19 protein-coding genes and 1 pseudogene are annotated in these 25,199 nt (G+C 60.5%); 11 read left to right on the forward strand and 9 right to left on the reverse strand.

What is annotated here, in order from left to right; all coding sequences use genetic code 11:
• Positions 1 to 7: 7 nt before the first annotated feature.
• From ABIC75_RS22545 to ABIC75_RS22580, 7 genes are all read right to left on the reverse strand, one after another.
• Positions 8 to 547, reverse strand: a complete 540-nt coding sequence (locus ABIC75_RS22545; protein ID WP_354016143.1) for a pilus assembly PilX family protein — start codon at positions 545 to 547, stop codon at positions 8 to 10.
• The gene (locus tag ABIC75_RS22550) at positions 544 to 1,614 is read right to left on the reverse strand and encodes a PilW family protein (RefSeq protein WP_354016144.1); all 1,071 of its coding nucleotides are present in this window, start codon (positions 1,612 to 1,614) and stop codon (positions 544 to 546) included. The genes ABIC75_RS22545 and ABIC75_RS22550 overlap by 4 nt, the downstream gene beginning before the upstream one ends.
• On the reverse strand, positions 1,611 to 2,123 hold the full coding sequence (pilV, locus tag ABIC75_RS22555; RefSeq protein ID WP_354016145.1) for a type IV pilus modification protein PilV: 513 nt from the start codon (positions 2,121 to 2,123) through the stop codon (positions 1,611 to 1,613). The genes ABIC75_RS22550 and pilV overlap by 4 nt, the downstream gene beginning before the upstream one ends.
• Before the next feature lie 4 nt (positions 2,124 to 2,127).
• A complete protein-coding gene (locus ABIC75_RS22560) occupies positions 2,128 to 2,664 on the reverse strand; it encodes a GspH/FimT family pseudopilin (protein WP_354016146.1) in 537 nt (178 codons plus the stop codon).
• 820 nt (positions 2,665 to 3,484) lie between these two features.
• Complete coding sequence (locus tag ABIC75_RS22570) at positions 3,485 to 4,246, reverse strand: hypothetical protein (RefSeq protein ID WP_354016147.1); 762 nt, start codon at positions 4,244 to 4,246, stop codon at positions 3,485 to 3,487.
• 202 nt (positions 4,247 to 4,448) lie between these two features.
• The gene (locus ABIC75_RS22575) at positions 4,449 to 5,297 is read right to left on the reverse strand and encodes a sensor histidine kinase (protein ID WP_354016148.1); all 849 of its coding nucleotides are present in this window, start codon (positions 5,295 to 5,297) and stop codon (positions 4,449 to 4,451) included.
• Between the two features lie 92 nt (positions 5,298 to 5,389).
• Positions 5,390 to 7,531, reverse strand: a complete 2,142-nt coding sequence (locus tag ABIC75_RS22580; RefSeq protein ID WP_354016149.1) for a DUF1631 family protein — start codon at positions 7,529 to 7,531, stop codon at positions 5,390 to 5,392.
• Between the two features lie 1,265 nt (positions 7,532 to 8,796).
• On the opposite strand from ABIC75_RS22580, the gene ABIC75_RS22585 reads away from it, so the two are divergent.
• The 11 genes from ABIC75_RS22585 (at position 8,797) to ABIC75_RS22635 (ending at position 24,588) form a co-directional block, all read left to right on the forward strand.
• On the forward strand, positions 8,797 to 9,552 hold the full coding sequence (locus ABIC75_RS22585) for a response regulator transcription factor (protein WP_354016150.1): 756 nt from the start codon (positions 8,797 to 8,799) through the stop codon (positions 9,550 to 9,552).
• Positions 9,553 to 10,062: 510 nt separating this feature from the next.
• Positions 10,063 to 11,106, forward strand: coding sequence for an HAD family hydrolase (locus ABIC75_RS22590; protein WP_354016151.1), 1,044 nt, complete (start codon positions 10,063 to 10,065; stop codon positions 11,104 to 11,106).
• A gap of 97 nt (positions 11,107 to 11,203) precedes the next feature.
• Positions 11,204 to 12,877, forward strand: a complete 1,674-nt coding sequence (locus ABIC75_RS22595) for an arylsulfatase (RefSeq protein ID WP_354016152.1) — start codon at positions 11,204 to 11,206, stop codon at positions 12,875 to 12,877.
• 217 nt (positions 12,878 to 13,094) lie between these two features.
• Entirely contained in the window at positions 13,095 to 15,533 is a 2,439-nt protein-coding gene (locus ABIC75_RS22600; RefSeq protein WP_354016159.1) for a fused MFS/spermidine synthase, read from the forward strand.
• Positions 15,534 to 15,561: 28 nt separating this feature from the next.
• Positions 15,562 to 16,542: an AAA family ATPase gene (locus tag ABIC75_RS22605; RefSeq protein WP_354016153.1), complete on the forward strand. Its 981-nt coding sequence runs from the start codon at positions 15,562 to 15,564 to the stop codon at positions 16,540 to 16,542.
• A gap of 10 nt (positions 16,543 to 16,552) precedes the next feature.
• On the forward strand, positions 16,553 to 17,503 hold the full coding sequence (locus ABIC75_RS22610; RefSeq protein WP_354016154.1) for a DUF58 domain-containing protein: 951 nt from the start codon (positions 16,553 to 16,555) through the stop codon (positions 17,501 to 17,503).
• An 8-nt stretch (positions 17,504 to 17,511) separates the two neighbouring features.
• Positions 17,512 to 18,012 (forward strand): DUF4381 domain-containing protein, encoded by a 501-nt coding sequence (locus tag ABIC75_RS22615; protein ID WP_354016160.1) that lies wholly within the window; start codon positions 17,512 to 17,514, stop codon positions 18,010 to 18,012.
• Positions 17,999 to 19,021 (forward strand): VWA domain-containing protein, encoded by a 1,023-nt coding sequence (locus tag ABIC75_RS22620; RefSeq protein ID WP_354016155.1) that lies wholly within the window; start codon positions 17,999 to 18,001, stop codon positions 19,019 to 19,021. The genes ABIC75_RS22615 and ABIC75_RS22620 overlap by 14 nt, the downstream gene beginning before the upstream one ends.
• 3 nt (positions 19,022 to 19,024) lie before the next feature.
• Complete coding sequence (locus ABIC75_RS22625) at positions 19,025 to 20,647, forward strand: VWA domain-containing protein (RefSeq protein WP_354016156.1); 1,623 nt, start codon at positions 19,025 to 19,027, stop codon at positions 20,645 to 20,647.
• The gene (locus tag ABIC75_RS22630; RefSeq protein WP_354016157.1) at positions 20,644 to 21,978 is read left to right on the forward strand and encodes a BatD family protein; all 1,335 of its coding nucleotides are present in this window, start codon (positions 20,644 to 20,646) and stop codon (positions 21,976 to 21,978) included. The genes ABIC75_RS22625 and ABIC75_RS22630 overlap by 4 nt, the downstream gene beginning before the upstream one ends.
• Positions 21,979 to 22,230: 252 nt before the next feature.
• The gene (locus ABIC75_RS22635) at positions 22,231 to 24,588 is read left to right on the forward strand and encodes a tetratricopeptide repeat protein (protein WP_354016158.1); all 2,358 of its coding nucleotides are present in this window, start codon (positions 22,231 to 22,233) and stop codon (positions 24,586 to 24,588) included.
• A 69-nt stretch (positions 24,589 to 24,657) separates the two neighbouring features.
• On the opposite strand, the pseudogene ABIC75_RS23110 reads toward ABIC75_RS22635, so the two are convergent.
• Together ABIC75_RS23110 and ABIC75_RS22645 are read right to left on the reverse strand one after the other, a co-directional pair.
• Positions 24,658 to 24,930, reverse strand: a pseudogene (locus tag ABIC75_RS23110) (integrase core domain-containing protein); the annotation flags it as partial.
• 123 nt (positions 24,931 to 25,053) lie between these two features.
• Entirely contained in the window at positions 25,054 to 25,194 is a 141-nt protein-coding gene (locus tag ABIC75_RS22645) for a hypothetical protein (protein ID WP_354016161.1), read from the reverse strand.
• Between the last annotated feature and the right edge of the window lie 5 nt (positions 25,195 to 25,199).

Below are 25,199 nucleotides of genomic sequence, written 5' to 3' on the forward strand. Positions count from 1 at the left end.
CGTCATATCAGCGCTTCTGTAGTTGGGTCTGCAACATCACAACGCTCTGTCCGTCAGGGCCGACCACTCTTGCGGTGATGCGGAACACGCTGACATCAGTGCTATAGCCGGGGGGGCGCACGGATGGCAGCTTCTCGACCATGAACTTGCATTCCTTGACGGTCGTGTTGGAGCACACTTCCAGGGTGGATGGAAGTGCTGCCCAGGCCTTGGGGTTTTGCCAAGGCAGCATGGTGCCGATGTATTGCGTGGCATCGAACAGATATTGGCCGGTCGCCGTATAGGGAGTGGGCGCTGACTGATATGCGCCGGGGTCCGTCAGAATCGTGCCTGCCAGCAGCTGATTGGTCGTATTGCGAAGCGCCGCTTCCGCGGCTTGCATAGCGATCTGGTTGACTGCAGCATTGCTGGCAATGCGGGTTTGTGTCTTGATCTGCTCGGTGATGACCAACGAGGCGATGATCAGCATCAGCAGCATGACCAGCACGACCGGAAGTACGATGCCTTGCTGCCGGTATCGGTCGGGGCAGGCAGGAACGGCATTCATAGCGTGGTATTCCGCGTGTTGACGGTCATGAAGAAGGTGTGACGCAGACGGGAGTCGGCTGGCACGCTGAATGTCTTGTCGAACAGCGTATAATTCATCGGGCCATTGGGTATTTGTGCAGAACCCAGATTTCCTTCGATCAGGAAGCCCAGTTTGATGCTGGTAACTGCCCCCCAGCCGCCGAGACTTGGGACCTGGCTGGCGTTGACATAGCGCGTGGCTTGGCCTGCGTTGCCGATGCCATACCGTACCTGCATATTGCTGACGCCCGGGATCACCTCGGCCATGTCCCACGATGCGCTTGATGGATTGCCGGTCATGATGCCTTGCCAAAGCGCATTCTGACTGCCATCGCCCTTGGCGATGAAGAGCGCAGTCTGCTGGATCGGAACGAGTTGTGAACCCGAAGCAAATATCAGTGCGCCATTGGGTCCGGTGGTGAATGAAACCGTGTTGCTGCCAGAGTTGATCGCCGTGGCCATGAAGATGGCGTTTTTGCTGCAGTCTGAAACGGCGATCATCTGAGGTGCCGCCGGCAGCGTGCTGATGTCATTGACACTCAGTGAGCCCGTGTTGAAGGCGGTGACGCCGACGGGTGACGCATCCGATTGCGCACCAATGAGCACCAAGACGTCACTGCCTTGGGATACCCCGCTCGACGCAAAAGATGCATCCAGGCTGGGAGTCCAGTGGCTGGCCGTGGTGTCGTTGTTCGCACCTGTGATGATTTGCGGGGGTACGATCGATGCCTCATAACCTTGCACCGCGCTGCTGGTGTCATAGGTGAGTGGCGTTCTCGGGTTTGCGACATAAGCAGTTGCACTTGTACCCCCCAGGGCGCCGCATCCGAGAAAACCAGCTCCCCGGATCACCGGTGTGATGATGGCAGATAACGCGTTGTCCGCATTCTGGATCAAGGCCTGCGACGACGCATTGCTATATACCTGACGTTGAGCCACAAAAATGACGATGGCACCGGCAGACACGATCAGTCCTAACATCATGGCGAGCATCAGTTCGATCAGACCGAAGCCAGCCTGCCGTGCCTTCGCGAGATCTGGCTTCATAGTGCGGTAACGATGGTATAGGTGGCGTTGGCGGGAGACGTCGTCTTGGTACCGGCAAAGGTTGCCTGCGCTGGCTGGTCGTTCCACGAGATGTTGACGGTAATCGTTGTGGTGCTATTAGTCCCCTGGCTGATGGCTACAGAACCGAGGCCGCTGGGAAGGCTGGTTTGCAACGAAGTTTTCCATTGCCAGAGATCGAACGCTGCCATTTGTTGGGCGGTGCAGGCCGACGCGGTGCAGTCAGGCGAGGGTGCGCCGCTGGGTGGGGTCAGTGCGGCGATGTACGGATTCGACGAGGTCGGATTGTTGGCAGTGGCTGCATTCGCGCGCATGCGGTCCACAATGTCGTATGCACGCGTAATCGCCTGTTGCCTGGCGTAGCTGGAGCTTGCGCTGCGTGAAACGGCCAACAATGTTCCGGCCACGCCGAGCATTCCGATCGATAGGACCAGCACTGCGACCAGTACTTCGATCAGACCGAAGCCTTGGTTGAATCTATTTGTGTTCATGGGTTCAGGTAGGGCAGGTGAGAGCGTCACCGTTGGGTGCAATCCCAGACTTGGGCGACGCTTGAATGTAGCCCATGCGATTGACGAGAACTGCTCGCGCACCGGTGGCACCGCGCGCATCGCAAACCACAATCAACTCATAGCCGGCGGTTGTCATATTTTTCACTAAGCCTTGGCCGGTAAACTGAAGGGAGGTGCTGCCCTTTACGGTGCGGAGGTTAGGCACCGACATGGTGGGGACTAGTGCGTGGCTGGCGAGTGTAACGGTGGATGCGCCTGCGGGAATGGTGACGACTTGCCAGCCGTCAACCCAACTACCGTCAGTGCAACCCGTGCCCGAAGTGCCGGCGCATAGGCTAGTGGGTTGATTGAAGCTGAGTGCTTGATTGCGCGCGTAGTGCAGTGATGTGACCAATCCATCGACGATGCTGTCACGGCGCACGTTCTGCAGAAATGTATGAAAACTGGGAATGGCGACGAGAGTGAGAATGACAATAACGGAAAGCGTCACCATCATTTCGATCAGCGTAAAGCCATTCACAGGCGTGTCATGGCTTCGTAATGCTCTCATCGATTGCGGTTCCGGCGGCAGGTCATGAATGCCAAGAAATCTCCTGAATTACGGCCAGGGTGAGTTTCTTTGGCTTGGTCGCGACTTACGGGCAAATCACCCAGTCGATATCTGATGATCTTGAAAACAGTTACATCAGCACTCGATGCTTCGCTAAGAAATATTTAAGCGAAGTATGCTTTGGTGGTACGAGCACATCTATAGGACTGGCCCTAAACACAGTCATTTCGGCGCGCCTCAGAATGCATTGTTACCTGGCCTTCAAGTACGACCCATTGACTATCCGATATTTTATGCAAGGGGAGTTGAGTGCGAGATGAGGTGGCTTTGTCTCGCTTAGGAGTTGCTCGTCGAACCGATGAGCGGGAAAGCCGCTATGGATGGTCAGATCGGCGAGACGTGAGTTGCGCGATATGAAGTTGGGCATGGCCAGGATCGGTTCGGCCAATTGCCAAAGAACCGGCTTGCCGCCGTCGGTACCCACGCGCTCTACTTCGTGCCACAGTAGTCCTTGGAGGAGCGGCTACGGTAATGGCAACTTTCGCGATGAACTGCCCAACAGGGATATCTTCTACACCCTGCGCGGAGCCCAGATTGCCATCGAGCAATGGCGCTAGCACTACAGCACCCGACGACCACACAATGCCTTGACTACAGACCGCCTGCGCCCGAAGCGATTTTGATCCAGAGACCTCAACCCAATTTGCGACTTGCCCGGTAAATCAACTTCGTGCCTGCGTCAGTTAATGCTGGCCAGTCAACTCCCGAGAAAGCGTCTTCTGAGTTTCAGTCATGTTCTGGAGCCGCGCATCGCTGGCTGGAGTTTTTCCATAAGGAGTGCCATCTCTCGTGTTTGTGCATCAATTCGGCGTACCAAGGTGCGATGAAGCGTTGCCTTTTCAGCTTGGTCGGCGAGAGTCTGCTTCTGGCGGCATGCTGCCTGTCTTAGATGATCGAGCGCATGCTGAAGCTGAGCTATTTCTTTCTCTAGCCATTCGTACGTTGCGTATGCGTCTTCGTCGCTCCCTAGGCCTAGGTTCGTCGCGATAGCACCTGCTGTACCATTCAACTTAATGCTGGATGCTGCCGCCACGGGCAACGCTGGGGCAGCCTTGCTCAAGGAGGGGGCAGATATAATAGGGGGATCGCGCCGCGGCGTTGGGCTTCCGCGCAAGCGATGACGATATTCGCGCTGAACTCTCTGTCCATCGTCGTCCAGGGTTACGCGCAGATACAAATTGTCTTTGAGCAACGCTCTTTTACTTATCAATCGAATGAAATATTGACCGCCGCTCTCATGTCGCAGCGTCGACGTTAGAGGAACCGGATCGCCGGACCTTACCGTAGGATCGGGGTCTCCCATGTCGCTTAATGTGCAATAGCTGGCCACGCGCAGCGCCGCCAACTTATTCCCAACAGCATTCAAGAGCGGGATGTCAACAAGCAAAGCTTGGCCAAATGACGAGCGCAGCCACAATTGCCCCAGCCCAATTGCTGGCCGCTCGGTGGCGCGCCCTCCTAGAAGGGCGACAAAATCAACGAACTTGTTCATTTCGGCGATACCTCTTGAATCGTGAGTTGCCCATTTTTTTATACGGTCGGCGGTTTACACCGTACAACTGTTCGTTGTGCCGAATCGTCGATGACCTGCCACGCAGTTCACCACTTCGCTGCTGCATAGCGATCTACGAGTGCCTCGCATGCGCCAACGAAACCAACCAAAGTTATCCGATTCATTACTAACCAGCATTGGATCAGATTTGTAGACCGGTAAGAATTTTGAGGAGAGTCTCAGACTCGTAGCAGCCAATCTCCCAAAGCCCGTCGTGAACTTTTACTTTTGAGGGGGGGCGCCGCATGACACGAATCGTATGACTTGCCATTAAGAGGCTTTCATCGCTCTCATTCCACGCGCCATAAGACTCATCATAGACAAGCAGAACTCCTCCGGCTGAGTCATCGCGACGCGCCAACAGTTCTAGAGGACTTGATGCCGCCAAGACTCGGCAACCCCATCCGAGTAGAACGTTCTCTATGTCGTAAAGCCAGTCGGGGACTGACGAAAGAAGCATAATTTTCCGACCAATTAGGGGCCCAATTCTTCTATTTCCGTTCTTTTCAAAACGAAGCGATGGCTGGAACACAAAGGCGCTTCCAACCCCGAGTCTGCTATAAGCAGATAACTCGCATTCAAGAGTTGAGCATAGTTCCCGGCAGCGATCTAACCCGCTTTCTTTGTCGATCACTGTGCCCTGAGCAGCTAGACGATCGGATATCGTAGACCGGGCTTGAGGCGACATGCCCGTACCGGAGTCAATGACAATAAATCGAACGACGGATTTTGGAAAAATGTCGCTTGATACACGAGTTACGTGGAGCGCAACTCGACCACGCACCGTGAAGCGAATAGCATTGGACAGGAGGCGGCGCAGAATCTCCCCTATGCAATGACTATCGTCATGGCTAATTAGTCCACGCAACGACGGATCTATGCGAAAATGGAAGCCGATATGTTTTGCATTGGCCTCCGGGGCAAGCTCTAAGAACACCTGCTCAACAATCGATCGCATTTCAAGTGATCTCGCTGTTGCGGGAAACAACATGGTCCTTCTGTCCTCGTTGACGATCGTATGCCTTGACAGCCTGGGAAGGGCGGTCGTAGCTGATTGCACATCGCTCATGCAGGCTTACACGACTATGCGGTTGCGCAGGGATAATGAAGGGTGTCCGCTTGGGCGCGTAGTTTGCTAGTTAGAGTTAGCCATACCCGATCAATAATGCTTGCTTGCTTGGCTGCCGCAGGTTTGACCCTGCCATCCACAATATGTCGCGCGAGAGAGGCAAGCTTCATCTCCTCGCCCCGCCCCCCATGAGGCGACAATAACAACGCATTTCCAGAGCAATGGGAGTACCAAGCCAGCTTTCGCCTATGCGTAGTCTTACCGTCATCGCCCACGAATTCGAATTGGCTACCGAAGGGAAGCTGGCTTAGCCAGTCGAGTACCTGCGTTTCTTTCGTTGACAACTTCTGTTGATCTGGCGTTGCTGAGGGCGGCTGGCTCTCAAGCGTTTCTTGCGTGGCTATTGATTGGGGGCGAGCGGCTTCGTCAGCCTTGTTCGCAAATGTGGTGTCACACATGGCTGGTTGCAGATCTCTGAGAACCTCTTCCGCCTGATCGGAGGCCTCCTGTTCCTGCATGCCAACCGATGTCAGCGCGGACACGACACGCTCCCGTAGAAATGTAGCGTTTGAAATCTTTTTTAGGCCAACGAGTTGATCGGTCGCGTGCATCTTCTCCTTGAAGTCATAACTATCCTCGCCGTATCGAAGCAAGGTTATAGCTAATGCATTGGCCCACGCACCCGTTAGAAATACACGGACTCGCTCGCTGACAAACACGCGATCAGTCCGCTCATTGATCAAGTCGCCAACACTGCGACGAGCAATCTCTATACGCTCTCGTCCTTCAGCGGATCCAATACGTCGGCGCTCAGACGTCCTTGCACGGTGATCAAGTTTGACCAAGTGATGCTCAATATCCGCCAAAAGACTTGTATAGAGCCCCGAAGATGGCTGCTCCCGGCGTGCCCGCTCAACTAGCAAATTTAGCTTGAATGCCAAGGAGCGATCGGCGTCATTTTCGCTATGATCAAGCCACTCTTCTGCCACCTGGGCCACTCTATTTAGGAGCTTGCAGGCAGGGTGGTTGCGGTCATCCAGAAATCCTGGGTCCGCTAAGGCTAAGCGCAGGAGCGGTAACTGCAGACCATGTAGAAGCGAAAACGCATGGCTTCCTTTGTTGAGATACTTCTTCATCTCGTCAATGAGCAACGTAACCAGATCTAGGACGTCGTTCTGATCATCAGTGAGATGGATATCCCTTACGCTTCCACCACTAGTATTCATCGCCGAAACCAGTTTCTCCTTCAAACTGGTAGATGTAGGCTCCACACTTTCATAGAGCCATGCTGGCCCGCTGGCGTCCAATGCCGATAGGGCTTGTTGGAGGTCTTCGTTTCGCAGGTATCGCCCAACCATATCGCGTCGAACGTCAGACTCGATACGACCTTTACGGGCCCGGTGCGACCGAAGTAGAGTAAGCAAACTCACCTCGGGACCCGGAAATGCTTGGGTTCTAGGTGACGATCCTTCTGAGCCGGCACATCTATCCTGGCGCAGGATGGCGCCCTCTGACGCGAGAGCCCCTTGACGTAGCTTGGATCCCATTGGCCGCCTTGTCGTCTGCGCACCCTGTGACCTAATCTCCTGATTGCGAAGATATTGATTGATATCTTCATAAAGCTGCGGGAGTGCCAGGCCAACGGCGGCAGCGAAATGCTCAATCAGCAAGAGGTGATGCTCAAAGGCCAGCCCGATCAAGAGGCCTGCCTCAGCGAAGGCGTTTAGTACGCCCTCCGGTCCGATTGGCAGCATCTCACCTTCGAGCGGAGGTGTGTTAAATACCCACGCAAGTCGATGGCCCAGTTCATATAGAACGGCACAGTTCTGCTTTTCGTATCGCGCCGCCAGCCTCTTGATCAGAACCACTCTTTCATGGTCAGAGTGACTAAGAAGCTCCATGGTGTCATGCGTCTGCGTGCTTTCTTCTTGTGTCCTGAGTCCAGACAGTCGCAGCCACAGGTTCTGGAGAAGGCTCCTCGATAGCGAGTCGCAGTGAAAGCTGATCTTCTGAAGACCTTCGCCTGCCAGGGCCCCTTCGAATAAATAGCGATCACATTTAGTGAGATCGGCGAGATCCCTTTTAAAGCTATCCGTGGATGCGCACAGTGGGCCTTCGAGGCGGCTCGCGCACATAGCCTGGACGTGCTCAATCAAGTGACTTGGTGACAGCGCATGCACTGATTCTGGAGGAAAATTTGACCCGACATCAAAGGATGAGTGCGGCTTCCGTAGCGAGATCATAGTGCTGGATGTACCTAGCATGACGGTGGGACGTTAGATCCAAGTCTATGGCTGACATGAGCCCATAAGAATCGGACAAAGCCCAAAAAACTCGCGGCACCGAGGCCCCCGGCCTGACGGTTGTGTCACTGTGGCAAGTGATGTTCTCCGTGCTTGTCCGACGGAGCCGCGACGGCCACCGTCAGAATCCGTTCACGCGAATCGGAGCTGTTTTGTGCAGCGTTTATGCTGAACAGGCACCTGCGAAGGCTCCTGCGTGCGTAGCGCAGAAGACTGCTCACTAAAACGAGCGTTTTAGTGGGCGAATCCCACATCGTATGGGACGCAGGTCTTGAATGCCCCTGAGCGCGCGTGTCGTTCACCAGCTCAGAGAACGAAGCCAAATCGGTGATTTGACTACCACCGTCACCAGCCTGCCGGCAGATTCAATCGTTCGTCGCAACACCTTTGGTCAAGGAGGTGTTTATGGGACGAGGGGCGGGTTGGATATCCGAACAGTTGCCACGCAGGCTCATGTTCGCTGGCAGCCTCGCCGAAGCGGGTTGACGTCCAATTGGCTTCCGTACTTGGTGCGGGCGGACGTATTCGCCATGAAAGATTGTTGCAGCGAACTACTGACTGCCTCCAAGTAGAACTACGTAATTGCCCAGGTGGGGCGACGGTGCTGAAATAGGCCGGGTTGATGAACGTTTTAGTAGGCTAGCAAATGTACTTAGGCCATAAGTTTTGGGCCGCTGGGGCAGGATCATGAAAGCGCATAGCGATGCGCAAGCATTCCTGCCATTTGAGGTCATTCGCCACGAGCGGTCAACCACGCCTCCCGCAGTCGTGCATCGGTCGTGTTGTTTGGAGTTCTATCAAATTGCGCACCAGTAATGCAGCACGCACCGGCTAACGCTACTGTTCCGATGGTGGCGGATGGCGCGACCGTAGCGATAATTCCAGTTCGTTGCCAGAACTGAAAGAACGGATTCGATATCAGCACCTGAGCAAATCAGTGGCGGTGGTCAAGGCGAAAAGTGATCGGTACAACAATCCGCGTGGTACGTTGCTAGTTCTAGGCCGCGTAACCTGAAGTAGTGGTGGCGTCGATCAGGGCGTCTATTGAACAAGCCGCTCTGTGAGAGGGGGTATCAAAAGTATCTGTGTGGCCGCAAGACAAATCTCGATGGTCCGCCATGAACCCAAAATTTTTCACGAAAGATTTGGCAAGCCTGACTTGGCGGCTGATAATCGCAGACGGGCATCGGTGCGTGGCTGAAGGTATATCCGGAATTTTGCTGCCTCATGTGAAATCGGTCGACATAGCTCACGATGGATCAAGCCTTGTTGAGAAGGTGATGGTGGGACCTGTCGATCTTGTCATTTCCGATATAGCTATGCCCATCCTCAGTGGATTGGATGCCCTCCGTAGAATTCGTGAACTCGGATCTAGCGTACCGTTCCTTGTGTTATCGGCGATGGACGATCCAAAGATGGTCCGCGAAGCCATGAGGCTGGGTAGCAGCGGCTACGTCGTAAAGCAATCTTCCTGCGAAGAGTTATACGCAGCAATTCTCGCTGTCATGGGTGGGAAGCTGTACGTAACTCCACGTCTAGTCATTGAAACCATCGACGTCGGGGTGCCTGTGCACCAACTATCGCGCCGACAAAGGCAGGTGATCGATCACCTCGCGGGTGGTCTTCGTACTGTGGAAATCGCTGAGTTGCTTCATATATCTCCACGCACGGTGGAGAATCACAGACAAGCGTTGCTGGATATGTTTGGCGTTCACAACAGCATTTCGCTCCTTCGCGAGGCGGAGAGGCAGGGCGTCATAAGGCCGATAGCTACAAGACCGGTGGAAGACTCACACATGGCTCGTTCTTGCGGTATGAAAGAGCCAAAAAATAGCTTGTTTGGTCGCGTGGCATCAGCACGAACCTGGGAGTGACGGACATGAAGCTACGCAGATTCTTCGGCATGACGCTTGTCGTCCTGGCCGGATGTTCCACGGTGAGTGTCGACAATTAGCGGAGGGATACGTCGTTCGTCGGCCCTGCTCTGTCGAATGTTTTGGTACTTGATATCACATGATGCCAGGCGGCAGCACGGCGATTGCCTTGCCGACCACGGTGAGGCGGTGCCCATACGTCGTATGCTGCGCGGTGCCGGTGTTTCGCCGCGTATACCTTCACCTTTCCCTCACGAGACCGTGCAATGCGGCCTCGATTTCTTACGGCAAGCTCATGGTGACCGGCGCCCCGTAATTTTGCTTAGTGCCACTAGGTAGTGTCCCGAATTGTCAATGCCTGCCAAATCCGCGACCGTAATCATCGGCGCGTAGTGTCAACGCGCCCAGGCCGGGCGCAGGGCCGAATGGGGCGCCCATCATGAGTTGTCGTCCGAGTGCAGGCTTGCCACCTGCGATCGCGATGGCATCGATCCATGGGGAGATGCTTGGATGCACGCCGCAACTCATCCTGGCCGTGCCAAGGCATTCGCGCGAAAGATCGGGGCGGTTCGCTGGGCCGCGTTCTGCTTGTTTGGCATGCTCGTATGGGCCAATGCCTGCGCGGCAGCAGGCGATCCGTTGCCATCCTGGAACGACGGAACCACCAAGCAACAGATCGAGAGCTTCGTCAAAAAGCTCACCGCCACCGGTTCGCCCGATTTCGTGGAGCCGTCCAAACGTATCGCCGTGTTCGACAACGACGGCACACTGTGGGCGGAGCAACCGGTTTATTTCGAATTCTTCTTCGCGCTGGACCAGGTGAAGGCCCTGTCGCCCCAGCACCCGGAATGGAAGACCACCGAGCCGTTCAAGTCCGCGTTGGCAGGCGACATGAAAGGCCTCGCCGCTACAGGCGAGAAGGGCGTGCTTGAACTGGTGGCCGCCACGCACTCGGGCATGACCACCGACGAGTTCGCGCGCAACGTGAACCAGTGGGTATCCACGGCGAAGCATCCCAAAACGCATCGCGTGTTCACGGAGATGGTGTACCAGCCGATGCTGGAGCTGTTGCACTACCTGCGCGACAACGGCTTCAAGACCTACATCGTCTCCGGTGGTGGCCAGGATTTCATGCGCGCCTGGGTTCCCGCTGTGTACGGCGTCCCGCCGGAACAGATCGTCGGTAGCCAGGGCGAACTGAAGTACGAGCTGCAGAACGGTACGCCCGTGCTGATCAAGTTGCCCAAGGTCGCGCTGATCGACGATGGCCCGGGCAAGCCCGTGGGCATCCAGCGCTTCCTCGGCGTCAAACCCATCTTCGCCTTCGGCAACTCCGATGGCGACCAGCAGATGCTGGAGTGGACGGCCGCGGGCGATGGTGCTCGCTTCACGGGTCTGGTCCATCACACCGACGCGGCGCGTGAGTGGGCGTACGACCGCCAATCCAAGGTCGGCAAGCTCGACAAGGCACTGGATGAGGCCACGGCCAAGGGCTGGACCGTAGTGGACATGAAGAAGGACTGGAAAGTGATCTACCCCGCTGAAAAGCAGTAACGCTTGACGACGGTGCAGCGCCCTGGGCGCCGTTGCGGAATGAATGATGTGATCCATGTTGGCTGCCCGGTGCAGTCGTGCACATTAGGAGGTCCCCATGTTTCGCCCGTGGCAGCGCAGCACCTTACTCAAGTCACTGACGACAGTAGTGACGACGGCTTTGTTCGTCGTGGCCGCTGTCACCATCCAACCACCTGCCGCCAAGGCACAACCACCGGCGCAGGACCAGCAGCAGGATCAGGGGAACACCGGCAAGCCGAACATCCTCGTCATCTTTGGTGATGACGTCGGCGTCGCCAATCTCAGTGCCTACACGATGGGACTGGTGGGCTATCGCACACCCAACATCGATCGCATTGCCCGTGAAGGCATGATCTTCACCGACTACTACGCCGAGAACAGCTGTACCGCCGGGCGCTCGACCTTCATCACGGGCGAAAACGTACTGCGCACGGGTATGTCGAAGGTCGGCATTCCGGGTGCACCAGTGGGTCTCCAGGACGGCAACATCACCATCGCCCAGGTACTGAAGGGCATGGGCTACGGCACGGCGCAGTTCGGCAAGAACCATCTGGGCGACCAGGATCGTTTCCTGCCGACCAAGCACGGTTTCGACGAATTCTTTGGCAACCTCTATCACCTCAACGCCGAGGAAGAGCCGGAGCGTCCGTACTGGCCCAAGGACAATCCGGATTTCCTCAAGTCTTATAACCCACGCGGCGTCATACACAGCTATGCCGACGGCAAGATCGAGGACAGCGGCCCGCTGACCGTCAAGCGTATGCAGACCATCGACGACGAGACCACTGGCGCGGCGATCTCCTATATCCAGAAGCAGGCCAAGGCAGGCCAGCCGTTCTTCACCTGGATGAATTTCACGCGCATGCACATCTTTACTCATGTGCGGCCGGAATTCGAAGGCAAGGCGGGCCTCGGGGCTGGCGAGATGTACGCCGACGGCATGTGGGAAATGGACCAGAACGTGGGCAAGTTGCTCAAGGCGCTGGACGACGCCGGTATTGCGAAGAACACCATCGTGATTTTCACCACGGATAACGGCCCGAATTTCTTCACTTGGCCCGACGCCGCCAACACGCCGTTCCGTAGCGAGAAGGATTCCAATTGGGAAGGCGCGTTTCGCGTACCGGCGATGATCCGCTGGCCCGGCCATATCCGTGCCAACACCGTCAGCAATACGCTGATCTCCGGCCTTGACTGGTTCCCGACGCTGGTGGCTGCAGCGGGCGATGACGACATCACCAATAAATTGGCAAAGGGCGCCAGTTTCGGCGGCAAGAGTTTCAAAGTGCATCTGGACGGCTACAACTTCCTTCCCTATCTCACCGGGAAGACGAATGTCGGCCCACGTACCGAATTCTTCTACTTCAACGACGATGCCGCCGTGGTCGCCGTACGGTTCGACATGAAGAATCCGGGGGCAAGCGTGCCTACCGCGTGGAAGGTGGTGTTCTGCGAACAGAAGGCCGTCGGCGGCATGCAGATATGGATGGAACCCTTCGATTGCCTGCGCACGCCCAAGCTGTACAACTTGCGCATGGACCCTTACGAGCGGGCGGATATCGGTCCCACCACGGGTTACTACCTGTGGGAGGCGCAAAACGCCTATCTGGTCTTCGAAGGCAACCGTCGCGTATTCAACATGCTCGCGACGTACAAAGACTTCCCGCCGAGCCAGACGCCGGCTTCGTTCTCCATCGACCATGCCGAAGAGGCCTTGAGGCGTCAGCTGGAGCAAAAGCAGGGGCATTGAGCGGGGATGTCGGATGCGGGCGGCTCTCAGTCGCCCGCATCCCATCGCAGTCTTCGTCTTGCGTTGCCGAGCCGCATAGTGGCGCGCCGAATCCTTCCCATGCTCCGGCGACGTCCACCCGCATGCGCGTTCCATGCCTGCCATGAAGCCTCCCCACGTCGGAAAACATGCCTTTGTGGCGACGCGCGGCCTTTCCCCGATGGGAGTCGTGCTTGCAATGCTGCTGTTCGGCTCGGGTGCGGCATCGCTGGTTTATCAGCTGCTGTGGATCAAACAGCTGTCCCTGGTCGTTGGCGTGGAGGTCTATGCCGTCACCATGGCGGTCAGCGCGTTTTTCGCTGGGCTGGCGCTGGGTGGCGCTTGGTTGGGACGCAAGGCCGACGAATTGCAACGCCCGCTGCGGCTCTACGCTTTATTGGAGGGAGCCGTCGCTGTCCTGGCGGTGATCGCGACGTTCTTGTTGGCGCACAGCGCAGCCGCCTTCGCGGTGCTTGAGCGGCAGGTGGGCTGGCTCGCCTGGGTACTTCCTTTCGTGCTGGTCGGCGCGCCGGCTGTCGCGATGGGTGGCACGCTTCCCGTGTTGGTGCGCGCGGCGACGCGCGGCAGCGTCGCCGCTACGGGTGGCCGTCTCTATGCGGCCAATACCGCAGGCGCGGTCGCTGGCGTGCTGGCTGCGCCGTTTCTGTTGCTGCCGGCGCTGGGCGTGCAGGGATCCGCCTGGACGGCGGCGTCGGTCAATGGTCTGGTAGCGCTGACTGCCCTGTGGCTGGACCGGCACCTTGCATCGCAGGTACCGATCGCGCCCGCGCAGAGCATGGCGCCGTCGTGGACGGGTCGGCTCGCGCTGGTGCTCTATGCCATCGCTGGAGGTATCGCCCTGGGCTACGAAGTGGTGTGGTCGCAGACGGTGGTGCAATTCATGAGCACGCGCGCGTTCGCCTTCGCCATGATGCTGGCCGTGTACCTGCTGGGACTGATGGCGGGCAGCGCGATTTATGCGCGCTTTGCCGATCGGGTTCGCGATGGCTGGCTGGCGTTTGGCCTGTTGATTGCGCTCGCCGGTTTCGCCGCGCTGCTGCAGGTCAGCTGGCTGGGCGACTGGTTACCCGCATTGCAGAGCGCGTCGGCGAACCTCGTGATGTCACTGACCGACAGCCGGCTTGCTGCGATGTGTGCGCGTTTCGCCATCGCCGCCATCGCCATCGTGCTGTTGCCAACGCTGTTGTTGGGGGCGGCGTTTCCGGCGGTGCTGCGCCTGTGCGGACATGCCGGGCGCAGTGGGCGCAGTGTCGGTGCGGCGCTTGCACTCAATACACTCGGCGGCATCGCTGGCACAGTGGTCACCGGCTTCGTGCTGGTGCCTGCATTTGGTCTCGTGCGTTCGCTGGCTTTGCTCGCCATCGCCGCCGCGGTCGTGGGACTGGTGGCAGTCTTTGCAGGGACCGTGCAACGACCGCGAAATCGTTGGGCAGTGGTGGCGGTGGCCATCGTGTCGCTGGCGTTGGCTGCGTTCACGCCGCCGCAGAAGTTCGCCAACCTGTTGGCGCAAGCGCGTGGCGGCGAGCTGAGCTACTACGAAGAAAGTCGCGGCGGCACGGTCGCCGTGCTGGCGCAGGGGCAGGGCGACAACCGCTTCCATCGTCTCTACATCCAGGGCGTATCCAATTCCGGCGACACCTTGCCGTCGCTGCGCTACATGCGCCTGCAGGCGCTGTTGCCCTTGATCATCCATCGCGGCGAACCGCGATCGGCCCTGGTGATCGGATTTGGCACGGGCATCACCGCGGGTGCGCTGTCGCAGTATCCGGGTCTGACTACGCGCGTATGCGCCGAGCTGTTGCCGGCGGTGGTGCGCGCTGTCTCGCAGTTCCAGGGTAATTACCATGCAGGCAGCGATGCGAGGTTGGACATCCGCTTGCGCGACGGTCGACGCGAGCTGCTTGCCAGCGCGCAAACCTACGACATGATTACGCTGGAACCGCCGCCACCCTCGGCCGCAGGCGTGGTGAATCTGTACTCGCGCGATTTCTACCAGTTGGCCGCCAAGCGGCTGGCGCCGGGCGGCGTGGTCGCCCAGTGGTGGCCCATCCCCACCCAGAACGATGAAGACTCCCGTGCGATGGTGCGGGCGTTCCTCGATGCATTTCCTCATGCAACCTTGTGGACGACCGAGCTGCACGAAATGCTGCTGGTGGGCTCGAACGATCCGATCGAACTCAATGCAACGCAGATCGAGCAACGCTTCAACCAGCCATCGGTCGCCAAGGCGTTGGGCGAGGTGGGCATCGCATCGCCGGCGGCCTTGCTGGCCACCTGGATGGGCGATGGCGACAGCCTGGAACGCTACGCCGGCCACGTTGCGGCCGTGACGGACGATCGCCCCAGCATCGAATACGCCACCTGGGTGCGCCGCGACGAGATCGTTCGCGTGCTGCCCGAACTGGTGGCGCTGCGCAGCGAGCCCACGCTGCATGGTGCACGCCCCGAATTGGTCGCGGCCATGCATCAGCAGCGAGACGTGCTCTTCACCTTCTACGCCGCAGGCTTGGCCGCGTATCAGGGTGACCGCGAGCATGCGTCCGAGGCGCTGGGCATGGTGCTGCAGGCGGATGGCCAAAACCCGTACTACCGCTGGATCGCCGGTGGCGATCGCTGATACCCGAGCCAGAGAGCCGCGAGCAAGCATGAACGCGAAAGAGGCCATGACCACGCTGCAGACACAGATGCAGCAATCCATCATCGGGCAGCGCGACTTGATCCGCCAGATGATCGTTGGCTTGCTCGCCAATGGGCATCTGCTGCTGGAAAGCCTGCCGGGCCTCGCCAAAACGCGCGCCGTCAAAAGCATGGCAAAGAATCTGGATACCCAGATGCGCCGCATCCAGTTCACCCCCGACCTGCTGCCCTCCGACATCACCGGCACCGAAGTGCTGCATCAGCAGGATGGCCAGAACATCTTTCAGTTCCAGCCCGGCCCGATCTTCGGCAATGTCATCCTGGCCGACGAGATCAACCGTGCACCGGCAAAAGTGCAGGCCGCCTTGCTGGAGGCGATGGAGGAGCGACAGATCACGGTCGCGGGTACCACCCACGCGATGCCCGAGCTGTTTATCGTGATGGCCACGCAGAACCCGATCGAGCAGGAGGGGACTTATCCCTTGCCCGAAGCGCAGCTCGACCGCTTCCTGTTGAAGGTGCTGGTCGACTATCCGGACAAGGACAGCGAAATCCAGGTGCTCGAACTGGTGCGCAGCGAAGAAGTGGCCGCATCTGCCAAGGCTGCGGAAGCGCAGACCACACGCATCGAGCCCGCCAGCGTGTTCGAGGCGCGCGGCGAGATTCATGGCATCCATGTCGCGCCTGCGATCGAGCAGTACATCATGGCGCTGGTCGATGCCACGCGTCACCCGGCCAACTACGACAAGACGTTGGCCACGTGGATCCAGATCGGCGCCAGTCCACGCGGTGGTATTGCGCTGGAGCGCACCTCGCGCGTCAACGCATGGCTGGAAGGGCGTGCCCATGTAACGCCCGACGACGTGCGCGCCATGGTCCACCCGGTACTTCGCCATCGCCTCATTCTTTCCTACGATGCCAGCGCCGAAGGCATTCATGCCGATCAGGTGATCGACAAGATTCTGGAGCTGGTGGCGGTACCGGCCTGAGCGTGCGGCCATGGCAGAGATAGCCGCCAGCGACGTCGGAACGGTCTATGTCACGCCCGGGCATCTGGCACGCATGGAGTACGACGCGCGCCGCCTCAATGCCACGCCGCATCGCCCGCATCACAGCATTCTCGCGGGCAGGCATGCATCGCGCCTGCGTGGCCGCGGACTCAATTTCGAAGAGATTCGCGCGTACGTGCCCGGCGACGATCTTCGTCATCTCGACTGGAAGGCGTCATCGCGCCTGGGTCGCGCCCTGGTGCGCTCGTACACAGAGGAGCGGGATCGCCCTGCGCTGTTCGTGGTCGACCAGCGCATATCGATGTTCTACGGCACCCGCCGCGCGATGAAGTCCGTGGTGGCGGCGGAAGTCGCGGCGCTGGCAGCGTGGATGTCGTTCCAGGCGGGCGACTGCGCGGGCGCCGTGTTGTTCGATGACAGCGAAATCCACAGCATCCGCGCCCATCGCAGCCGGGCGCGGGTACAAGCCGTGCTGGGCGCGTTGGCGCGTTGCAATCAGGCGTTGCGCGCCGACAGTCCCATCCGCGCCAACGCGGGACAACTCGATGCCGCGCTGCGGTCCGCGCTGCATCTGGCGACGCACGACTACCTGGTATGCATCATCAGCGACTTCTTCGGTGCAGACGAGCAAACGCTGCAGCTCGTGCGCGAACTGGCCACGCACAACGACGTCATCGCCGTGCTGGTATTCGATCCGTCGGCGCGGTCGGTGCCGGATCGTGGCAAGATCGTGGTGACCGAGGGCGAGCTGCAGGTGGAGCTGGATTTTGGTCGCAAGACCATCCGCGAACCGCTCGGCACCATGTTCGACCAGCGCCTGGCGCAGACGGTGGATCTCGTGCAGCGCTGCGGCGTGCCGATGCTGGCCATTGATACCGAACAGCCCACGCTGTTGCAGGTGGCGCGGATGCTCGGTCACTTCGCACAGCGGCGGAGTTGAACGTCGTGATGCTGCCCGCCGCCAAAACGCCGATGGTGTCCATCGCCGATCTCAAGGACATTCCGGCGCCGCCGCCGGTTTCCTACATGCCGCAGACGGCAGGCTGGTGGGTGATTGCCGGAGTCATCCTGCTTGGCCTGCTCGTGCTTGCCTTTCTCGCGTGGCGCAAGTGGATGCGCAATCGCTACCGGCGTGAGGCACGGGCCGAACTGGCGGCCATTGAAAACGCCGTTGCTGACCCCGCACGACGCGCCGATGCATTGGCTTCCATTCCTGCCCTGGTCAAGCGCACGGTGCTTGCGTGGGCACCGCGGCAGCAGGTGGGGCCCATGAGTGGCGATGCATGGCTGAGCTATCTCGATGGCACCTACGCCGAAGGCGGTTTCGTGCAAGGGCCGGGGCGCGCACTCGACAGGCTTGCTTACGGCGATGGCGCCATCGGCAACGACGAACTTGCGTCGCTGATGTCCTTGTTGCACCGCTGGATCGACAACCATGTTGCAGCTTGAATACCCCTGGCTGCTGATCCTGCTTCCGTTGCCCTTGCTGGTGTGGTGGCTGTTGCCGCCCTACGGCGAGCGAACGAAGGCCATCCGCGTACCGTTCTTCGATGACCTGGCGAAGGCCACGGGGCAGACGCCAAAGCGTGGCGCGGTGATCCTGCGCGGCAACTGGCTACGCCGCATCCTGGCGCCCGTATGCTGGGTGCTCGTGGTGTTGGCACTGGCGGGACCGCAGCGGTTGGAGCCGCCGATCGAACGCACCGAGTCGGCGCGCGACCTGCTGCTCGCGATCGATCTATCCGGTTCCATGGCGACACCTGACTTTCTCGATGCGCAGGGGCAGCGCATCGATCGCCTGAGCGCGGTGAAGGGCGTGGTAGACGACTTCATCGGCCATCGCGCCACGGATCGCATCGGGCTCATTGTGTTCGGCACGAATGCGTTTCCGCAGGCGCCGCTTACGCTGGACCATGTGGCCGTGCGCGAGTTGCTGGACGAATTGCGCGTGGGCATGGCTGGCGAGCAGACGGCCATCGGTGATGCCGTGGGCGTGGCCGTGAAGATGACGGCGAGTTCGAAACAGCGCGAGCGCGTGTTGATCCTGCTCACCGACGGCAACGATACCGCCGGCCGCATTCCGGCGGAAAAAGCTGCGGAAATCGCCAAGGCCAGCCACATCGTCATCCACACCATCGGCATCGGTGACCCGGACGCCAAGGGCGAGAACCGCGTGGATCTGGCTGCGCTCCAGCGCATCGCCGCCGCGACCGGCGGGCGAAGTTTTCGCGGCGAAAATCGCCAGCAGCTGGCGGGCATCTACGCCTTGCTCGATCGCGTTACGCCCAGCAGGGTCAAGCATTCCGTCTACCGGCCCAAGCTCAAGCTGTATTACCTCCCGTTGGGCGTGGCCTTGCTGCTCATGATCGTCTACCACCTGCTGATGCTGGGCGTGCTAGCGCCGCTCACGCGCAGGCGTGCGACGTCATCGCTGGCGCCTGAGACACCGGGGCGCTGAGCGATGGAACAGGGCTTCCATTTCATTCGCCCGCTGTGGCTACTGCTGCTGCCGCTCGGTCCGCTGCTGCTGTGGTGGTGGCAGCGGCGCAACGACCCGCTGCAGCGCTGGAAAGGCATGATCGCGCCGCATCTGCTGGCGCATCTGGTGGTTGGTGACAGCGAGCATTGGCGTGCGCGCCCCATCCATCTCGTGTGTGCCGTCATCGTGATCGGCAGCATCGCGTGTGCCGGCCCCACGTGGGAACTGGAATCGCCGCCGTTTGCGGAAGATCGCGCGCCCATGATGGTGGCGATGGATCTGTCGCCCGCGATGAACGCCATGGACGTGTCGCCCACGCGGCTGGAGCGCTCTAAGCAGAAGGTGCGCGATTTGATGGCTTTGCGTGTGGGCGGCCGCACGGGCCTCATCGTGTATACCAACACCGCACACATGGTGCTGCCGCCCACGGACGACGCGGCGCTGATGGAGATGTTTCTCTCCGCGCTGAGCACCGACCTGCTGCCCGGCAAGGGCCAGAACGCCGCCGCCGCGTTGGCGCTGGCCGACCGCTTGCTCAATGCGGAAAGCGATCCGGGCACCATCGTGTTCTTCACCAGCGGCTTCGACGATGCGCAGATTCCGGCGTTCGTCGCGCATCACCAGCGTTCGCGGCAGCAAGTGTTGATGCTTGCCGTAGGCACCACCAAGGGAGGGTCGCTGCGCACACCTTCCGGTGCCATGCAAACCGGGCAGGACGGCTCGCCCATCGAGGCGAAGCTCGACGACCGTGCATTGGAACGGCTCGCCTCGCAGGCGCATATCCCGCTGAGCAGCGTCACCACGAGCGATGACGACATGCAGTGGGTGCAACGCGAAGCCTTGCATCACCTGCAGATCATGAATGACAAATCGTCCGTGCACTGGAAGGAATACGGCTATTACCTGTGCTATCCACTCGTTCTGATCGCGTTGTTCTGGTTTCGACGCGGCTGGGTGGTGCGATGGGTGTTCGTGCTGGGCTTCGTTGGCATGGGTGCGTTGCCGTCGACGGCTTCGGCAGCCGACTGGCACGTGGCCGATTGGTTCTTTACAGCCGATCAGCAAGGACGTTGGTACTACGAGCATCGCGACTTCGAGCAGGCCGCGCAGCATTTCCAGGACCCCTATTGGAAAGGCCTGGCGCTCTATCAGCATGGAAGTTGGGAGGACGCGCAGAAGATTTTCGAGACGCTGCCGGGAGCCGACGCGAAGTTCATGTCCGGTAACAGCTATGCGCACCAGTTCGAATACGAGGAGGCCAAGGATGCCTACAACGACGCGCTGCGCATGCGCCATCCCTTTCCTGAGGCGGAAGCCAATCTTCAGTTGATGGCAAAACTGATCAGGCAACGCGCGGAGGTACCGCCAGAGAAACAGGATGAGGAGACGCGCCCCGACCAGATCAAGCAGGACAAGGAAGGCAAGAAGGGCAATGACACCACGACGGTGCAGGGCAAGCGACTCACGCCACTGCCGGCGGATGTGTGGATGCGCAACCTCAGCGTGTCGCCGGCGGATTTCCTGCGCACCAAGTTCAGCATCGAAAGCGGCCAGCCACCCGCCGCGCCGGCCGCTGCATCGACCAGTGAAGGAGCACAGCCATGAAAGCCTGGCTGGCGTGTTGCCTTTGTTGGGTCGCCATCGTGGCCCACGCCGACCAAGCCGCAACACGCCCGCCGCCGGTGCAGGTTCGCGTGCACGCGGAGCCGTCCAACACACTGATGCAGGGCGAGACGGCGCGTATCGCAGTGGATGTGCTGACGCCGGATTTCTTCACCGATGCTCCGGTGCTTCCGGAGCTGCACGTGGATGGCGCGTATCTGTCGCTTTCCGACGAGACGCCCGGCCACCTGGTGGAGACCGTGAACGGCGAGACGTGGTCAGGCGTGTCGCGCACGTATCTCATCACACCCTTGATGTCGGGCGACGTGGAGATTCCCTCGTTCCAGATCACCGCACACCTGGGCGCAGAACGCACGCCGGTCAACGTACAGACCCAGCCGCTTTCGCTCAAGGTGCGGGCATTGATATTGCCTGCGGGCGTCACCGAGGCGCTCATCGCCAGTTCGGTAAAGATCACGCAGACCATCACGCCACAGGACGGTGGGCTGCACGTGGGCGACACCGTGACGCGCCGCATCGAAATCACCGCCGATGGCGCGCCAGCGATGATGCTGCCGCCCACGGTATTCGCGCCTGTCGACGGGCTCACGTTGTATGCCGCCTCGCCCGTCACGCGTGATGCAGTCGACAATCATGGCGGCTTCGTCGGCGGCGACCGCGTGGATACCGCCAGCTACGTGATCGAGCATCGCGGCCACTACAGCTTGCCGCCCGTCACCGTGCGCTGGATGGACAGCCGCACGCGCCAATGGCGCGAGAGCACGGTCGCCGAAGTCCGCTTCCACGCCTGGTGGGGATCGCCGGATAAACCACGCTTTGCCTTGCCCCAGCGCGGTTTCATGCCACGCATGGTCGGCTGGCTGTCGAGCGACGCCGGCCTGGCCGTGCTGTTGCTGATCGTGCTGGCGTGGCTCGCGTGGCGCTTCCGCGATATGGGCGAGCGTTGGTGGCATCGATGGCAGGCGTGGCGATATCGCCGGCGTCACTCCGAGGCCGCTGCGTTCCGTGCGGTCAGGCGCCAACGCCACGAGACTTCCGCAGCAACGATGGCCGCGACGGTGGATGCCTGGATCCGTCGTGCGGCCGACGACGGCGCACCAGCGAGCGTCAGCGCATGGGCGTCTCGCTACGGCGACGCCGCACTGCACGGGCAGTGGTCCGGCTTGCAGGATGCGTTGTACGGGCAGGGTGCATCGGCGTGGTCGGCGTCGTCGTTGATCGATGCCCTGGCAAGTGCGCGGGAACGGTGGAAACACAGTCGGCGCCGCTGGCGACATCGGGCGGCCCTGCCGCCATTGAATCCGTTCTCGTGACCCGGCTGCCGTCGACGGACGGAGACACTTTCACGGCTTCATCGCCCGCGCCGGCTACCATGCCCGCGCAGCCGGTGGAAAACAGCGTCCCAGGAAGGGACGCACACAACACATACCGTAGGCATCGGGGAGAAACGGATGGGGCGTTCCAAAAGGAGCCACGGCAAGCGCTCTGGCAAGGCGGCGTCTTCTCGCCCGGCGCCGGCCGCGGCAGCGCCTTCGTCCAAGGAACCTCATCGCCGGCTTTGGTGGATGCCGCTGGGCCTGGCCGTGCTGGTGCTCGTGTTGCTGGGGATCTGGTGGCTGCGCGTGCCTTCGCCCGGCGTCGCGACCACGCCGGTGGCATCAGTAGCCACCGCGCCCACGCCTGCAACGCCGGAGCGGCTTGCGGCGCATTACGTGGGCGCGCAAGCCTGCGCATCGTGCCATGCGAAGGAAACGCAGGCCTGGCAGGCATCTCATCATGCACTCGCGATGCAGGTAGCCGACGACAAGACAGTCGCGGGCCGGTTCGATGGTGGCGCCCTGAAGCAGGATGGTTCCATCGCCAGCTTCTTCAAGCGTGATCACGCCTACTTCGTGAAGACCGACGGGCCTGATGGCAAGCCCGGCGAATTCGAAGTGAAGTACACCTTCGGCGTCTATCCACTGCAGCAGTATCTGGTGGCGTTTCCCGATGGGCGACTGCAGGCATTGCGAGCTGCGTGGGATGCGCGCCCCGCGGGGGAAGGCGGACAGCGCTGGTTCAACCTCTATCCCGGTGAGCACATCGATGCGCGCGACACGCTGCATTGGACGCGACTGAACCAGAACTGGAACTACATGTGCGCGGACTGCCACTCCACCAGCGTGCAGCGCAACTACGATCTGGCCAGCAACACCTTCAAGACCCGCTGGAACGAGATCAACGTGGCGTGCGAGGCGTGCCATGGGCCCGGCTCGCGCCACGTGGAGTGGTCCAATGCCAGCGATGCAACCAAGAAGGCCGATCCGTCGATGGGCTTGAGCATCTCACTCGACGAACGCAAAGGCGTGCACTGGATTCCCAACCCGGTATCTGGCAATCCCGCGCGCAGTGCGCCGCTGGCGACGCATCGCGAAGTGGAAACCTGCGCGGTCTGTCATTCGCGGCGTAGCATCATCGCCAGGAACACAGCGCCTACGGGTCGCCTGATGGATACGCACGATCCGGTGCTGCTCACGGAAGGCCGCTATCACGCGGACGGCCAGCAGTTGGACGAGGTGTACGTGTATGCCTCGTTCCTGCAGAGCAAAATGTACGCGAAGGGCGTCACCTGCAGCGACTGCCACGATCCTCACTCCGGCAAGACGCGTGCGCAGGGCAATGCGTTGTGCGAGAGCTGCCACACGCCGGCGGTCTACGACACCACCGCACATCACATGCACAAGGAGGGCAGCGCCGGTTCGCAATGCGTGGCCTGCCACATGCCTTCCAAGAACTACATGGTGATCAACGCGCGGCCGGATCATTCCATCCGCGTGCCGCGTCCCGACCTCACCGTGCAGTACGGCGTGCCCAACGCGTGCGCCAACTGCCACGCGGACCAGGGCGCGCCGTGGGCGGCCGATGCCATCGCGAAGGCGCACGGTCCCGATCGCAAGGGCTATCAGCATTTCGTGGAGGCACTGGACGCCGCGCGTCGCGGCAAGCCTGGCGCCGCGTCCCTGTTGACCACGCTGGCGGGTGACGTCAGCTCACCGATGATGGCGCGTGCCACGGCTGTCGACGCATTGCAGCACTACGCGAGCCCGGATGTCGTGCCGGCGATCCAGGCCGCGCTGGGCGACACCGATCCGCTGATGCGCGAAGCGGCGCTGGATGCACTGCTCGCCTTCCCTCCGGAAGTGCGCGGGCCGATGGCCGCTGCGTTGGCAGACGACCCGGTGTTGGCGGTTCGCGTCAAGGCCGGTCGTGTATTGGCCGGCGTGCCGGATGCACCGCTCGATGCGGCGCAGCGCGCTGCACGCGATCGCGCCTTCGCGACCTACCAGGAAGCGCAGGCCGCCATCGCTGATCGGCCGGAGTCGCATTTCGACCTGGGGATCGTCTATGTGGAGCGCGGCGATACCGCCGCCGCGGAGCAGGCCTTTCGCCAGTCCTTGAAGCTGCAGCCGGATTTCGTGCCTGCCTATGTGAATCTCGCGGACATGTTCCGCGCAATGGGCCGCGAGGACGATGCGGCCAAGGTCATCGACGAAGGGCTGCGCGCCGTGCCTGATAGCGCCGGCCTGCTGCACGCGAAAGGTCTCGCGCTCGTCCGGCGGAACCAGACATCGCAGACGTTGGGGTGGCTGGAGCGCGCGCATCGGGCGGATCCCGCCAATCCGCGTTTCGCCTATGTCTACGGCGTGGCGCTGAACTCCGCGGGCAAGGGCGAGCAGGCGCGCAAGGTGTGGGAAGCGAGCTTGGCGACGTCGCCCTACGATCCGTCGCTGCTGTTCGCGCTGGCAGAGGCCGAGCGTGACGCCGGCAACATGGCCAGGGCGCGCGAGTACGCCGAGCGTCTGGTGGCGGTGGCGCCACGTTCACGCGAGGCACACCAATTGCTGAAAAGCCTGGGCGCAGACAACGCGCCCACCTTCCACTGACAGGGCCGTGCGATGCTGGACTCGGTTAAGTAACGCTAGGCTTTGGAGCCCGTGGGTGATCGTAGCCGCTCTGGCAGCCAGTAGTTGGACATAGGTGGCGGGCGTCAGCCCGCCGACCATTTTGTTGGGTCGCTCCTCGTGGTATTTCCGACGCTAGGTTTCGATAACGGTGCGTGCATGGGCCAAGCCGGTGAAGCAGTGTGCGTTTAGGCATTCGTCACGCAATCGCTCGTTGAGGGATTCGATATACGCGCGCTGATGTTTTCGCTGAGGCCGCATAGCAGGCGATCGCCGAATCAATTGGGATGGGCGCTTTCGCGAGATTGGTAACCGTGCCCCCACGCGCCTGACGGACCGTCGGCAACCAATAGCGACAAGTGCGTGTGGCTAGTCCGCGTATGCCCGTTAGGGATGCGCGCGACCAGCAGCGGCGCCTGGGCGATGCCTGTTTACGCCCCCTCAGTGTCACGCGGGCTGAAACGGAAGCATCCCTCGCCGTTCGGCTTCGCGCAGCAGGGTGATCGTGCTGTGCGCCTGGAACAGGGTCATCAGTGCGTGCCGATGCGATTCCACCGTGCGTACGGAAATGCCCAGCCCCTGGGCAATCTCGT

Source organism: Dyella japonica (assembly GCF_040545895.1).
Taxonomy (GTDB): Bacteria; Pseudomonadota; Gammaproteobacteria; order Xanthomonadales; family Rhodanobacteraceae; genus Dyella; species Dyella japonica_D.

Coding starts and splice junctions, on each gene's coding strand:
- ABIC75_RS22550 (WP_354016144.1), bottom strand. CDS start 1,614: ATGAAGCCAGATCTCGCGAAGGCACGGCAGGCTGGCTTCGGTCTGATC.
- ABIC75_RS22595 (WP_354016152.1), top strand. CDS start 11,204: ATGTTTCGCCCGTGGCAGCGCAGCACCTTACTCAAGTCACTGACGACA.
- ABIC75_RS22630 (WP_354016157.1), top strand. CDS start 20,644: ATGAAAGCCTGGCTGGCGTGTTGCCTTTGTTGGGTCGCCATCGTGGCC.
- ABIC75_RS22635 (WP_354016158.1), top strand. CDS start 22,231: ATGCCGCTGGGCCTGGCCGTGCTGGTGCTCGTGTTGCTGGGGATCTGG.
- ABIC75_RS22575 (WP_354016148.1), bottom strand. CDS start 5,297: ATGTTGTTTCCCGCAACAGCGAGATCACTTGAAATGCGATCGATTGTT.
- pilV (WP_354016145.1), bottom strand. CDS start 2,123: ATGAACACAAATAGATTCAACCAAGGCTTCGGTCTGATCGAAGTACTG.
- ABIC75_RS22570 (WP_354016147.1), bottom strand. CDS start 4,246: ATGAACAAGTTCGTTGATTTTGTCGCCCTTCTAGGAGGGCGCGCCACC.
- ABIC75_RS22590 (WP_354016151.1), top strand. CDS start 10,063: ATGCACGCCGCAACTCATCCTGGCCGTGCCAAGGCATTCGCGCGAAAG.
- ABIC75_RS22620 (WP_354016155.1), top strand. CDS start 17,999: ATGTTGCAGCTTGAATACCCCTGGCTGCTGATCCTGCTTCCGTTGCCC.
- ABIC75_RS22605 (WP_354016153.1), top strand. CDS start 15,562: ATGAACGCGAAAGAGGCCATGACCACGCTGCAGACACAGATGCAGCAA.
- ABIC75_RS22585 (WP_354016150.1), top strand. CDS start 8,797: ATGAACCCAAAATTTTTCACGAAAGATTTGGCAAGCCTGACTTGGCGG.
- ABIC75_RS22615 (WP_354016160.1), top strand. CDS start 17,512: ATGCTGCCCGCCGCCAAAACGCCGATGGTGTCCATCGCCGATCTCAAG.
- ABIC75_RS22600 (WP_354016159.1), top strand. CDS start 13,095: ATGCTGCTGTTCGGCTCGGGTGCGGCATCGCTGGTTTATCAGCTGCTG.
- ABIC75_RS22545 (WP_354016143.1), bottom strand. CDS start 547: ATGAATGCCGTTCCTGCCTGCCCCGACCGATACCGGCAGCAAGGCATC.
- ABIC75_RS22625 (WP_354016156.1), top strand. CDS start 19,025: ATGGAACAGGGCTTCCATTTCATTCGCCCGCTGTGGCTACTGCTGCTG.
- ABIC75_RS22610 (WP_354016154.1), top strand. CDS start 16,553: ATGGCAGAGATAGCCGCCAGCGACGTCGGAACGGTCTATGTCACGCCC.